The sequence below is a fragment of the Corallococcus sp. AB011P genome, from assembly GCF_003611605.1.
GTDB classification, from domain to species: domain Bacteria; phylum Myxococcota; class Myxococcia; order Myxococcales; family Myxococcaceae; genus Corallococcus; species Corallococcus coralloides.
Genome location: NZ_RAVX01000011.1, coordinates 150,141 through 163,586, shown reverse-complemented (window position 1 = coordinate 163,586; position 13,446 = coordinate 150,141). Strand labels below are relative to the sequence as shown.

Sequence of the window (13,446 nt, the reverse complement as noted above, 5' to 3'; positions counted from 1 at the left end):
AGGTGACGACGATGAGCAACCCCGGAGGGGTGGTCCGGGAGAGCGGTGCACGGTGGTTCGGCATGGGGGCCCTGGCGGCCCTCGCGCTGGCGGTGGTGGCGCCGGGATGCAGCGGCGACGAGTGCGTGGATGCGTTCGACTGCCGCGATGAGGGCGCGGCCCCCGCGGGCCAGGCCTGGACCTGCAACGCGGACAAGAAGTGCGAGCTGCGCACCCTGACGCCGGACGAGCAGGAGGAGCCCGAGACGGACGCGGGCACGGGCACCGACGCGGGCACGGGTGGCGAGACGGACGCGGGCACCGCCGATGCGGGCACCCAGGACGCGGGGACCGTCGACGCGGGCAGGCCCGTGGATCCCATCGAGGATCCGCGCACGCCCTCGGATGACGGTGGCTGCCAGTCCGCGGGGGGGCCCCTGTCCGGTGCGCTCGTCGCGCTGCTGCTCGGCGGGGGCCTGCGGGCCCGGCGTCGCTCACGGGCGCGTTAGCGCTCGTACTCGTCGCACCCCGTCTCCTGCTTGGACGGGAAGGCGGACTTCTTCTCCTGGCGCACGTAGTCGTGGCTCTGGGAGAAGAGGTCCGGGCTGCTCACGGACACGGTGCCCTTCGCGGCGTCGGCCGTCTTCCACTGGAGCGCCTCCGGCTTGCCGTCCGCGGCCGTGAGCCCCAGCACCCAGGCCCCGGCGCCCTTGCCGGGCTCCACGGACGTCACCTTCAGCGTCGTGGCCTCCTGACCCAGCTGCACCTCCACCTCGCCCGTCGCGGGCTTGACGGTGAAGCTGCGCGTCGCGGCCGAGCAGGGCTTGAGCACCACGAAGCCCTTGCCCTGCCGCGTCAGCTCCACCCACGTCCCCGCGAAGGGCTGGAGCTTGTCCGCGGCCACCGTTGCCTTGGCGGCCGTGGGCGCCGACTCCGCCGTACAGTCCAGATCCTCGCGCTTGAGCAGCCCCGCCGTGGCCTTCTGCGGCCCCTGGAAGCGCGCGGCGAGGAAGTCCGGCTCCACCGGGTCGACGTAGGCCTCCACCGCGTCGCCGGACACCACGAACGCCTTGCGCGGCGTGTTGGCCGCGTCCGACGCGTGGAAGCCCGCCTTGGACACCTTCACCTTGCAGATGCCCAGCGGCTTGGCGGTGCTCCGGGCGAACGTGTCCTTGCCCGGGTAGCCGGCTCCGCAACAGGACGGTGACGGACCCGACTCCAGCACGAACTGCTTGGGATTGACGCGCAGCGTCCAGGCTCCCTCCTCACCGGCCTGCCGAAGTGACCAATTCGTGACTGTCTTCTTCTGGACGACCAGGGCGCAATCACAGGTGCCCGCGCTGCTGCCCTGCGGGAACGAACCCGAGAAATGCACGAGCGTCTCGTTGCTGCCCTCGACGATGGCCAGCGTCCCGCCCTTGTTCGAATAGACCCCTGTGAGTCCCTCGGACCCCTGAGCCGAGGCCTCCGGGACCGCGCTCGTGACGCAAATGGCAAACAGCAATGCCACACTTTTGAATTCCGGTTGGATCCTGAACATCCGATTGGTCCTCCTGGGCAGCTTCTTCAGTCTCAGCGGATCGATCCGCTGAAACTGAAGTTGCCGGAATCACTGGTTTCACAGGATTGCGACTGGGAATGCGAAACTGATCGCATTGCCTTTCGATAATCGCTGCAATCCAAGCACGTCCGCGACGCCTCTGTTCGCGGCCAGACATAGAGGGGTCTTCTCCGTGACCGTCTCCAATATCCGCATCAAGTCGGGTGACACGCTTACCGGCCTCGCGAAGCGCTACAACACGACCGTCGACGCGCTGGCCAAGGCGAACAACATCAAGGATCCGAACAAGATCCAGGCCGGCAAGTCGCTGAAGGTGCAGGACGGCTTCGACACGAAGGGCACCACCAAGTCGAGCGCCGGGACGAAGACGTCGGGTGACAGCTTCACGCAGTCCACGGACGGCGCGAAGGCGACGACGCCCGCGACGAACACGTCCTCCAGCAGCGCGACCAGCGGGGAGCTGGGTGGGCTGAGCCGCAAGTACGAGGCTCGTGGCCCCGGCACTGTGTCCACGGGCAAGGGCGACAAGGGCGGCGTGTCCTACGGCTCCTACCAGTTCGCCTCCGCGAACGGGTCCGCGCAGTCCTTCGTCAACTCGCTGAAGAAGACGAACCCGGATTTCCACAAGGCGCTGTCGGGCAGCAAGCCGGGCTCCGCGGAGTTCTCCGCCGCGTGGAAGCAGCTGGCGGCGAAGGACCCGAAGGGCTTCGACAAGGCGCAGCACGACTACATCAAGGCCACGCACTACGACAAGGGCGCCGCCAACATCAAGAATGCGACGGGCATCGACCTGGACAAGCGCTCCGCGGCGCTGCGGGACGTGGCCTGGTCCACCTCCGTGCAGCACGGCCCGGGCAAGGCGGATGACATCTTCAAGAAGGCGCTGGCCGGGCGCGACCCCTCGAAGGTGAGCGACGAGCAGCTCATCAAGGACATCTACGCCGAGCGCGGCCGCACCAACGGCAACGGCACCCTGGTGCACTTCTCCGGCAGCTCCAAGGACGTGCAGAAGGGCGTGGCCAACCGCTTCAAGTCGGAGGCGAAGGACGCGCTCGCGATGCTGAAGCAGGAGAAGTCGGGCGCCACGACGAAGCCTGCCAACACCAACACGGGCGTGGTTCCCCCGTCCGTGAACAACGACTCGAAGCCGGGCCGCACGGAAGGCCAGGGCACGAACACCTCCAAGCCCACCACGGAGGCGGCCCCCGCGAACACGGAGCAGGTGGCCCCGTCCAAGGACAAGCCGGCGGTGCACGTGAAGGTGCCGTACTACAGCCAGTTCGAGAACGGCCACGGCTACACCGCGAGCGACACGGCGTGCTTCAAGGCCGCGACGGCCATGTCGCGCGACGCGGGCGCGACCGTGCTGGGCCCCGACCGCCGCATCCAGGTGGGCACGAGCGAGAACGGCGTCGGCGCGCTGAAGGTGGACTCGAAGAAGGCCGCCGAGGGCCGCAACTACATCGACAAGCAGCTGGAGGCCGGCAAGCCGGTGGTGGTGGGCGTCAGCCACAAGGACGCGAGCTACAACGCGGACGGCCTCACGGACCACTTCGTGACCATCACGGGCCGCGGCGTCGACGAGAAGGGCCGCACCTACTACACGTTCCACGACCCGGGCACGAAGAACGCCAGCACGGGCAAGGACACGAACCCGAACAACCGCTTCTACGTGGATGACAAGACCGGGAACATGTACCGCCCCGGCAAGGCCGCGAACGGCTACGTGACGGAGCGCCACTACGACGTGGCCATGGTGCGCCGCAACGCGTAGTCCCCGGCGGCGAAAGCCCCTGGAAGTGATTCGGCCCGGCGACCTCGTGAGGAGGTCGACCGGGCCGTTGCACGTCATCCGTCTGTCATTCGAAGCGCCGGCCCTACGCTTGCGCCGCTTCGCGCCGAGCGGGCACCTCGCCGCGCAGCTCCGCGACCTCTGCGCGCAGGAGCCAGTCGGTTGGGAAGTCCGTGCTCGCCCGGGCGATCTGCTCCAGCCGCTCGGCGGCCAGCTGCCCCGTCTCGCGGATGCGGCGCACCTCCGTGTAGAGGGCGGCCAGCGACGGGGGCAGGGCCTGCGCCTTGCGCTCGCGCGCCTGGGCCTCGCCGTCGCCCGCGGTGAAGGCGTCCAGCTCCCCGAACCACTCGTCCCACGTGCCCGGGTCGGCGGGGCCGCCCGCCACGGACGGCAGCTGCTCCGTCAGGTACAGGCGCGCCATGGACGGCAGCGTCAGCTCCTGGCCGGCCAGCGTGCCACGCAGGGCAATCACCTCACCGCCGCCTACCGCGAAGCCCTCCAGCACCAGCCCGCTGTCGAGCGTGAGCGTGAAGCTCCCGCGCTCCGGCAGGGTGCCCTGGCCAAAGGCGACCAGCGCCGCGCCGCTGAACGGCTTGTCCACGGCGTGCCCGTTCACGGACGTGAGGATGGGGCCCTCCAGCCGGGCCAGCGCGGTGGACAGGCCCGGGGCCACGTCCTTCGCGGCGGGCAGCAGCTCCACCACCTTGCCCGTCACCTCGCGGCCGTCCGCGAGCACCAGGTGGTTCACCGTGCGCGCGCGCAGCGCCTCGTTCAGGCCCAGGTCGCCGCCGCGCTTCCACGCGAGCGTGGACTCGAACTCGGCCAGGACTTCGAAGAGGTGTTCAAAGTCGCGCGCCACGAAGAGCTGCGGCTGCATGCGGGTGATGTCGTAGTCCGTGTCCGCGCACGCCACGCCCAGCGGCAGCTTGTGCACGGCGGACGTCAGGCAGTGCCGGGCCTCGCCGATGCTGGACAGCAGGCCCGCGCCGTAGATGCGCGGGTGCTTCAGGTCACCAATCAGCCCGTACTCCGCGGTCCACCAGTACAGGCGGCTCGCGCGCGTGCTCTCGCTGATGTAGCGGTGGCTGGCGTTGGCGGCCTCCAGGCGGGCCTGGGCGTGGGCGATTTCTTCTTCCGTCGCGGTGGGGTCCTCCTTCACCACGGACAGGTTGCGGATGGCCTCGAAGACGGCCTGGTCCTCCACGCTGGCAATGGCCTTGAAGCCCACCAGCCCCACGGCCTTGAGGTACTGCGCATAGCGCGCGTTGGCGATGATGGGCGCGTGGCCCGCGCTCTCATGGACGATGTCCGGCGCGGGCGTGTACTGGATGTGCTCGTGCGTGCGGATGTCCGCCGCGATGGCCAGCACGCCCAGCGCCTGCAGCTCCGTGAAGACGGCCGGCGGGATGAAGCCGCGCACCGCCACGCAGGCCCAGCCCAGCTTGGACAGCTTCTCGTTCATCTCGTCCAGGCTGGGGATGGCCTCCGCGCCAATGCCCGTGGCCTCCAGGCCCTCCAGGTAGACGGGGTGCGCCTTGTCGCTCAGGTGCTCGCGCAGCTGCCCCAGGATGTGCCGCCACACCGCCTGATCCCGGGGCGTGTACGCCGCGTAGTCCTGGCCCACCACGTAGCGGCGCAGGTGGGCGGGAAGACGGGCAATGGTCCGTTCCGTGGGCGTCATCGCGAGCGGCTCCTTCAAGAGAAACAGGACTCCTGAAGAATACGCACCGCACTGCAAGACGGAAATCCGGCAGAATTCGACGTCTTCGTCGGATTATCGCCGTTTGTTCAGGCGGCGACGCACCCCGTCAAGGATGGCTTGGACGGCGGGGCTGAGGCCGCCCGAGGGCCACAGGGCCACCACCTCCACGACCTGGGGCTCCTGTTCTCGCAGGGGCCAGACGTGGAGGTCGGGGGGGAACGGCTGGGTGGGGCGCACGTCGGGGGCGATGGTGCAGGCCTTGTAGGCGCGCAGCAGCTCGTAGAGGTGGAGGAAGCTCTCCACCCGGCCGACCTCGGTGACGGACACGCCGTGCGCGGCGAAGCGCGCGCTGTTGGCGCCGCCGTAGGGGTCGTCCCGCAGCCAGTCCACGAAGCGCTGGCCCTGGAGGTCCTTCACGTCCATCGAGCGGCGGGAGGGGCGCTCCCGGGCGAGCGCGGAGTCGGGACCCGCGATGACGACGAAGGACATGCGCAGCAGGGACTCGGTGTCCACGCCCTCGTGCGGGGGCAGGGGGGTGAAGTCGAGCACCAGGTCCTGCTGCCGCGTCTGCACCTGCCGCATGAGCTCGTGCGAGCCGCCGAAGCCCACCACCAACTTGAGGTCGGTGGCGGCGGCGTCCTGCGCGATGCCGCCCAACAGCGACATGGACAGCGTGGGGTTGAGGCCCAGGCGCAGGGTGGGCTCCACGCGGGCCAGGTCCATCAGCCGCTTCACGTCCAGCTGGTGCAGCGGCGTCTGGGTGCCCGCGTAGAGGCGCTCTCCGCGCGCGGACAGTTGCAGGCGCCTGCCCGGCCCCCGCTCCAGCAGGGCGGCGCCATCCGCGAGCGCTTCCTCCAGGGCGCGGATGTGCTCGCTCACGACGGAGCGGGCGACGCCCAGGTGCTCCGCGGCGGCGTCGATGCTGCCGGCCTCCACGGCGGCGGTGAAGGACTCGAGCCAGACCAGGTGTCGCTGGAGCTTGCGCGGGGGCATGGGGCCGCGGCGCGCTAGAGGAAGAAGTCGGGCAAGAGCTCCGCGCCGGGGACGGACTGATACTTGTCCAGGTCGGTGATGCCGGCGGCGCGCAGCACTTCATCGTCGATGCAGAAGTTGCCGGTGAAGGAGCGGCTGGGCTTCGTGAGGATGGTGTAGGCGGCGTCCGCCATGATCTCCGGCTTGCGGCTGCCCTTGATGGTGTCGTCACCGCCCAGCAGGTTCTGCACGGCGGCGGTGGCGATGACGGTGCGGGGCCACAGCGTGTTGACGGCGATGCCGTCGTCCTTGAGCTCCTCGGCCATGCCCAGCGCGCACAGGCTCATGCCGTACTTCGCGATGGTGTAGGCCACGTGCGGGCCGAACCAGCGCGGCTCCATGTTGAGCGGCGGCGAGTTGTTGAGGATGTGCGGGTTGGAGGACTTCTTGAGGTACGGGATGCACGCCTGCGAGCACGCGAAGGTGCCGCGCGTGTTGATGCCGTGCATCAGGTCGAAGCGCTTGAGCGGCGTGTCCAGCGTGCCGGTGAGGCTGATGGCGCTGGCGTTGTTCACCAGGATGTCGATGCCGCCGAAGGTCTCCACGGCCTTGGCGACGGCGGCGTGGATCTGCGCCTCGTCGCGGATGTCCACCACGCAGGGGAGCGCCTTGCCGCCGGCCTCTTCAATCTCCTTCGCCGCCGAGTAGATGGTGCCGGGCAGCTTGGGGTGCGGGTCCGTGGTCTTCGCCGCGATGACGATGTTGGCGCCGTCACGGGCCGCGCGCAGCGCGATGGCCTTGCCGATGCCGCGGCTGGCGCCGGTGATGAAGAGGGTCTTGCCTTGGAGGTTGGACATGGGCCGCATCCTCGCTCAAACGCGGGGCGCCGCAATGCCCGGAGCGGCCGGACCCGGGTGGGACCGGCCGCTCGTCGACAGAGCTTCAGCGGTCTTTCAGGTGGACATCAGGGGCTCGCGGGCGTGTAGACGAGCACGGCGCTGACGCTCCCAGGGGTGTCCCGGTCCCAACCGCCGATGAAGAGCACCTTGCCGTTGGGCAGCACGGTGGCGGCCATGGAGTAGCGGTTGGACGCCATGCTGGTGGAGAACGCGGAAGTGCCCGTCGCCAGGTCGAAGACTTCCGTCGTCAGGCCCAACGTGGAATTTCCGCCCGCGAGCAGCAGCTTGCCGGAGTTCAGCTGGACCAGGGAGGAGTTGGGGCGCTCGTAGGTGAAGTGTCCCAGCGTGGCCTGTTCGTTGCGCACCGGGTCGTACGTCGCGACCAGCGTCCCGTCCACCAGGACGACCTTGCCAGACGGCTGGAGGAATGCGTCCGTGAAGGTCCGCGTCGTCAGGCCGGTGGCGATGCTCCAGGTATTGTTGGACGGATCGTAGATCTCCGCCGGCAAGCTACTGCCCAGGACGAGCACCTTGCCCGAGGGCAGCAGCACCGCGCGGTGGCTCGACCGGGGGTGAGTCGGGCTCGCGACCGGTACCCAGCTGTTCGTGGCGGGGTCGTAGAGCTCCACGACGCGGTTGCTGACGCTGTCGCCGGAATTGACGCCGCCGACGGCCAGGACCTTGCCGGAGGGCAGCAGGGTCGTGGTGTGGGCTCCGCGCGCGTAGGCCATCTGCGGGCCGGCCGTCCAGGTGTTGGTCGCGGGGTCGTAGAACTCCACGGAGCGCAGCGGGGTGGTGGCCGGGTACGCCGCGAAGCCGCCCGTGACCATGACCTTGCCGGAGGGCAGCAGCGTCACCGCGGGGTTGTAGTGCGAGGTGCCCATCGTCCCGGCGGAGGACCAGGTGGCCTCCGCGGGATCGTAGAGCTCCGCGGTGCCCAGGATGGGGTTGGAGGTCACCGTCCCGCCGAAGACGAGGATCTTCCCGGAGGGCAGGGGGATGAGGCTCGCGTTGAAGCGGCGCTGCGTCAGGCTGGCCGTGAGGTCCCACCGCGCGACCGTCGTGGGCGGCGTGCACGCGGGGGCGTTCTGCACCGCCACGGTGAAGGCCTGGGACGCGGAGAAGCCCTGCGCGTTGGTGACGGTGGCGGTGACGGTCGCGATCCCGCCCGTGGGCGCGCAGGTGGGGGCCTTCCAGGAGATCTCGCTGGAGGTGAACCCGGACACGGGCGTCGCCAGCGAGCCGGTGCTCGAGGCCCAGTTGAAGGTGAGGGCGCCACCGTTGCCGTCCTCGGCGAGGACGCGGAACGTCACGGTGCTGTCGCCCACCACGGACGCGCTGCTCTGGTGCGCGAGGACGATGCGCGGGGGAACGTTGGCGCTCGCGCCGTCGCCCACGCAGATGCGCAGGGTGCCCTGCGTCTGTCCGCCCTTCGGGTCCTTCACGGTGACGGTGAGCGCGCAGTTGCCGCAGGAGTCGCCAGCGGGAACGGCGGTCGGGGTGAAGGAGGCGATGGTGGAGGTGTCATCCGTCCAGGTGCCCGCGCAGGACGCGGCCCACTGGTAGGTCAGCGCGTCGCCGTCCGGATCCGTCACGTCCGCGGTGACGGTGGTGCTCTGGCCCACGGGAACGGGGGAGCGGGACGCGGTGACGCGGGTGACGGCGGGGGAGATGTTGAACGTCACGGACACTTCCGCGGTGCCGGCCGTGGTGCCGCCGTCCTTGGAGATGACGGTGATGTCGATACGGATGGTCGCCGTGGCGCCGCGCGAGTCCGTGACGGTCAGCGTCAGCGCGTACACGCCCGGGGTCGCGGGAGCCGTCCAGGCCGTCGACGTGAGCGTGGGTGAACCGAAGGTGCCATCCGCCGCCGTCCAGGCATACGTGATGGAGTCGGACGCATCCGGATCATGCGCGGTGGCCTGGAGGGAGATCGTGCCCCCCGGGAGGACGGTGCTCGCCGAAGCCACGAGCGAATCGATGCACGGGGCCGAGTTGTCGAAGGGGCCCGGGACATCCAGCGCCTGGAGGGTGATGGCCACGATGGAGGTGGCGCCCGCGGTGATGGTGACATCCGAGGCCACGCCCCGGTAGCGAAGAGCGCCGTCCGCGGCGAAGGCCTCCGCGGTGAAGGTGCGCTGGGTGCCAGCGGGCACCTGGTACATGGTGCCGCTCCAGCCCTCCGTGCCCTTGGTGAGCACGGTGGTGGCGGAAGGCACGCCGGAAGCCGTCAGCGTGACGGTCACGCGGGTGACCTCATCGCCCGCGAGCGCCTGGGGAACCGCGCTGACGAACCGGACGTTGCCGGTCTCCCGCTCCGGTTCGCTGCCGTTGTCACAAGCCGTGACAGAGATGACAGCGCTGATTAAAGCGCAAAACAAAACCCGAGACAGTGTGCCTTGTCGACGCATCGCACCTTCCTGGCGCAGCGAGAGGAAAGGGCGATCTATCAGGTTGAAAACATGAAGACAGACATGTTGTGAGATTTTGAGGTGTCTGTCCAAACCCGATCAGGGTCTATGAATACCCGGCGGAGGGGAGCCGCGTGGGCTCCCCTCATCCATGCGGGGGTTGCTACCAGGTGATGCAGGTGACGGTTTCGAGCATGGTCACGTTGGCGTTGCCGGTGGTGTTCCAGTTGCCCACGCCGTTCGTGCCCACGATGTACGTGTAGGCGGAGCCGCGGATGGAGGTGGTGAAGCTGCGCACGTTGACGTGGCCCAGGTCCTGGCAGAAGCGGCGGGCGGTATCCGCCGGCGTGCTGAAGTTGCCGGACGGGTAGTTGGGCTGGATGGTGCCGATCTGGTAGCCGTTGACCTTCGGCGTCGTGTACGTGACGTCCGAGGGGGAGGTGGAAGTGGAGGTGACGCAGGTGATGCTCTCCAGCATGGTCACGTTGGCGTTGCCGGTGGTGTTCCAGGCGCCCACGCCATTCGTGCCAACGATGTACGTGTACGAGGAGCTGCGGATGGCGGTGGTGAAGCTTTGCGCGCCGGTGTGGCCCTGGTCCTGACAGAAGCGGCGGGCGGTGTCCGCGGCGCTGCTGAAGTTCCCGGTGGGCTGGTTGGGAAGGAAGGTGCCAATCTGAAAGCCATTGACCGTGGGCACCACGTAGGTCTGGTAGGTGTCAGCGCTGGCCGACGATGCGAAGCCCACGACGAAAAGCAGGGACACAAAGAGGGAGGGGAGACCGCTGCTGCGACGAAACATGTTTTTCCTCGGATTGTAGCTGAAGCGGGGGGATCCGGACCGTAGCGGCTCGCTGGGTTGAAAGCACTGATTCACGGACTTGGAGACATCTCAAGACTGCTGTGGGTGCGGGTCGAGACGTAGGCACGGTGCGCGACTCGCGCATGGTCTACGCTGCGCCCCCATGCGACTGCTCCCACTCCTCGCCCTGGTGGTGTTGACCGTCCGCTGTGCCCACGCGCCAGAGGCCGCGCCACCTGCCTCCGCGCCGCCCGCTGTTTCGTGGCCGGAGGCCCTGCCTCCCGCGCTGCGGTTGCCGGACACCGTGCGGCCCGTGCACTACGCGTTGGACCTGAAGCTCGTGCCCTCGGAGGACACGTACCCGGGCAGCGTCACCATCGACGTGGAGGTCCGCGAGCCCGTGCGCCAGGTGTGGCTGCATGCTCAGGACCTGGAGGTGTCGCGGGCTCGCGTCACCGTGGGGAGCCGCACGTTCGACGCGAAGCCTGTCACCGCGCCTGAAGGACGTCTGGGATTGCTGCTGCCGGAGGAGCTGCCGGTGGGCAAGGCGCAGCTCCTGCTGGACTTCACCGGCAAGGTGGACCGCGAGCGCAGCCAGGGCCTCTACGGAGTGGAGGAGGGCGGTGAGCCCTACCTCTACACGTTCTTCGAGCCCATCGACGCGCGCCGCGCCTTCCCGTGCTTCGACGAGCCGACCTTCAAGGTGCCGTGGCGCCTGCGCTTCACCGTGAAGGCCGGACACGTGGCGCTGGCCAATCATCCCGTCGTGTCGCGCGAGCCTCTGCCGGACGGACTGGAGCGCGTCACCTTCGCGGAGAGCAAGCCGATGCCCAGCTACCTCGTGGCCTTCATGGTGGGGCCGTTCGACGTGGTGGAGGCCGGCACCGTGGGCCGCACGAACGTGCCGCTGCGCTTCGTCGTCCCCAAGGGCCGGGGCGCGGAGACGCGCTACGCCGCGAGCATCACGCCTCGCATCGTGAAGGGCCTGGAGGACTTCTTCGACCAGCCGTATCCGTACGAGAAGCTCGATGTCGCGGTCGTGCCCCGGTACTGGGGCACCATGGAGCATCCGGGCATCGTCGCGCTCGGGCAGCCGCTCACGCTCATTCCGCCCGGCGAGGAGACGCTGGTCCGCCGCAAGTCGTATGCGGTCATCGCCAACCATGAGCTGGGGCACTACTGGTTCGGAGACGTCGTCACCTGCTCCTGGTGGAACGACATCTGGCTGAACGAGTCCTTCACCGCGTGGTTGGACCGGCAGACGGTGGACCGGCTGGAGCCGTCCTGGGACTTCCAGCAGGAGCGCGCGATGTCCGCGACGCAGTCCGCGCTGGCGTCGGATGAGCTGGCGTCGGCGCTGCCCGTGCGCAAGCCGGTGGAGAGCAATGACGACATCGTGGGCTCGTTCGACAACGGGACGACGTATGACAAGGGCTCGTCCGTCATCGCCATGTACGAGGCCTGGCTGGGGCCGGAGCGCTTCCGCGACATCCTCCGGGGCTATGTCCGCAAGCACGCCTGGAAGGTCGCGACCCTGGAGGACTTCCTCGCGGACCTGTCCCAGGCAGCGGGGCCGGAGGTGGCGCGGTCCTTCGGCGGGTTCATCGAGCGGAGCGGGGCGCCTCGGATCACCGCGCAGCTTTCATGCCCGGCGGGCGGCGCTCCGTCCGTGAAGTTGTCGCAGGAGCGGTACCTGCCCGTGGGGTCCAAGGCGGACGCGCGGCAGGAATGGCAGGTGCCCGTGTGTCTTCGCGTGGGCACGGGCACGCAGTCGTCGCGGGTGTGCTCGATGTTGCAAGGACCGTCCGCGGAGGTCGCGTTGCCCACGAAGCAGTGCCCGGCGTGGGTGCTGCTCAACGCGGGCGGCACGGGTTACTACCGCGGCGGTTACACCCGCGAGCAGTTGACGAAGCTGCTCGCGACTCCGGTCGCTGCCTTCACTCCCGCGGAGCAGGTGGCGCTCTGGGCGGATGTGAATGCGGCGGTGAACCGGGGCGACCTGTCGCTGGGTGAGGCGCTGAAGGCGGTGCCTGCCTCCGCGAAGTCGACGAACCGGCTCGTGGTGCAGAGCGGCGCCTCGCTGCTGGAGTTCGTGCGCCTGGATCGGCTCACGCGTGAGGAACGCCAGCGCTTCCGCGCGTGGGTGGCATCGCTCTACTCGGCGCGCGCGCGAGCCATGGGCTGGGTGCCGAAGCCGGGCGAGGACGACTCCGTGAAGGGCTCGCGCTCCCTGTTCCTCCGGCTGGCCGGAGGCCTGGGGGATGACCCCCAACTGGTGAAGGAGGCGCTGCCCCTGGTGCGCGCATGGCTGGCGGACCGCAAGTCGGTGGACCCGGAGGCGTTCAGTTCCGCGCTGCCCCGAGCCGCGACGCACGGCGATGCGGCGCTGTTCGACGCGCTACTGGAGGCGGCGAAGAAGGAACAGGACCGCACCGAGCGTTCCCGGCTGCTGATGTCGCTGGCCTACTTCCGGAACCCGGACCTGCTGTGGCGGGCGCTGGGGCTCGTGGTGTCGCCGGAATTCGATGTGCGGGACTCGCAGGTCATCCTCCGGATGGCGTTGATGTCGCCGGAGTCGCAGGCGCTGGCGTGGAACTTCTACCAGACGCACTTCGATGCGCTGACCCAGCGGCTGCGCTCGGATGAGCTGGGCCGGCTGATTGGTCAGACGGGGAGCCTCTGCGATGACATCCACCTGGCGCAGGTGGAGACGTTCCTCTCGCCCCGCGTGGACAAGATCGAAGGTGGTCCGCGCGCGCTGACCCGGGCCCTGGAGTCCATCCGGCTGTGCATCGAGTCCCAGAAGCTCCAGTCCCCGAGCATCAAGGCGTTCCTCCGCGCCCGGTGACTCACGGACCGTAGGGACACAGGTTCAAAATCTCCGCGATGGGGGGGCGGCAGAGTTGCAGGAGCTGTGTCTCTTCCACGAACGAGGAGGCCCGCGCCTTGAGGAAGCAGGACGCGGGATCATCCGAGGGCGTGGCGTATTGGCAGAGCTGGAGCGCCTGCGGGTCGGCGAGGAAGCCTCCCTCCTGGACCCGGTGGAAGCACCGTGCCGGGGAGTCGGAACGGGCACCCTGGCAGAGCTGTGCCGCGATGCTCGCCGTCACCGAGCCGCCCTGGCGCGCCGCTTCGAAGCAGGAGTATTGCGGCGCACCCTCGGGAGGGCCTTCGAGTTGCCCCGCCGCCGGAAGCCCGAGCAGCGCGGCAGCCAGCCCCCAGCAACGTCTCCATTGGCCTCGCTTCATCGTTCACCCCCTATAGAAGGTGGGGGAGTCATGGCCCGCATGGGAGGGACGGGCGGGAAGACAGCCGCCGTGCGCCGGCCGCT

10 protein-coding genes are annotated in these 13,446 nt (G+C 69.1%); 3 read left to right on the top strand and 7 right to left on the bottom strand.

Annotated features, from left to right (window positions below; all coding sequences use genetic code 11):
• The first annotated feature begins 11 nt into the window (after window positions 1-11).
• Complete coding sequence (locus D7X30_RS43840; RefSeq protein WP_199724549.1) at window positions 12-488, top strand: hypothetical protein; 477 nt, start codon at window positions 12-14, stop codon at window positions 486-488.
• Here the strand turns inward: D7X30_RS43840 and D7X30_RS25930 are convergent.
• Window positions 485-1,489, bottom strand: coding sequence for a hypothetical protein (locus D7X30_RS25930; RefSeq protein ID WP_233591786.1), 1,005 nt, complete (start codon window positions 1,487-1,489; stop codon window positions 485-487). The genes D7X30_RS43840 and D7X30_RS25930 overlap by 4 nt on opposite strands.
• Before the next feature lie 223 nt (window positions 1,490-1,712).
• On the opposite strand from D7X30_RS25930, the gene D7X30_RS25925 reads away from it, so the two are divergent.
• On the top strand, window positions 1,713-3,314 hold the full coding sequence (locus D7X30_RS25925; protein ID WP_120565645.1) for a LysM peptidoglycan-binding domain-containing protein: 1,602 nt from the start codon (window positions 1,713-1,715) through the stop codon (window positions 3,312-3,314).
• Window positions 3,315-3,417: 103 nt separating this feature from the next.
• On the opposite strand, the gene D7X30_RS25920 is transcribed toward D7X30_RS25925, so the two are convergent.
• The 5 genes from D7X30_RS25920 to D7X30_RS25900 all read right to left on the bottom strand — a co-directional run bounded on the left by D7X30_RS25920 (window position 3,418) and on the right by D7X30_RS25900 (window position 10,061).
• Window positions 3,418-5,013, bottom strand: coding sequence for an aromatic amino acid hydroxylase (locus tag D7X30_RS25920; RefSeq protein WP_120565709.1), 1,596 nt, complete (start codon window positions 5,011-5,013; stop codon window positions 3,418-3,420).
• 93 nt (window positions 5,014-5,106) lie between these two features.
• Window positions 5,107-6,027: a LysR family transcriptional regulator gene (locus D7X30_RS25915; protein ID WP_120565644.1), complete on the bottom strand. Its 921-nt coding sequence runs from the start codon at window positions 6,025-6,027 to the stop codon at window positions 5,107-5,109.
• 14 nt (window positions 6,028-6,041) lie between these two features.
• The gene (locus tag D7X30_RS25910) at window positions 6,042-6,863 is read right to left on the bottom strand and encodes an NAD(P)-dependent oxidoreductase (protein WP_120565643.1); all 822 of its coding nucleotides are present in this window, start codon (window positions 6,861-6,863) and stop codon (window positions 6,042-6,044) included.
• Window positions 6,864-6,970: 107 nt separating this feature from the next.
• Window positions 6,971-9,151 (bottom strand): kelch repeat-containing protein, encoded by a 2,181-nt coding sequence (locus D7X30_RS25905; protein WP_158619379.1) that lies wholly within the window; start codon window positions 9,149-9,151, stop codon window positions 6,971-6,973.
• A 328-nt stretch (window positions 9,152-9,479) separates the two neighbouring features.
• Window positions 9,480-10,061 carry a hypothetical protein gene (locus tag D7X30_RS25900; RefSeq protein WP_147443304.1) on the bottom strand — a complete coding sequence of 194 codons (582 nt, stop codon included), beginning with the start codon at window positions 10,059-10,061 and terminating at the stop codon, window positions 9,480-9,482.
• Window positions 10,062-10,278: 217 nt separating this feature from the next.
• On the opposite strand from D7X30_RS25900, the gene D7X30_RS25895 reads away from it, so the two are divergent.
• Window positions 10,279-12,963, top strand: a complete 2,685-nt coding sequence (locus D7X30_RS25895; protein WP_120565640.1) for a M1 family metallopeptidase — start codon at window positions 10,279-10,281, stop codon at window positions 12,961-12,963.
• A 1-nt stretch (window position 12,964) separates the two neighbouring features.
• Here D7X30_RS25895 and D7X30_RS25890 read toward each other — a convergent pair whose 3' ends face one another.
• A complete protein-coding gene (locus tag D7X30_RS25890; RefSeq protein WP_120565639.1) occupies window positions 12,965-13,363 on the bottom strand; it encodes a hypothetical protein in 399 nt (132 codons plus the stop codon).
• Between the last annotated feature and the right edge of the window lie 83 nt (window positions 13,364-13,446).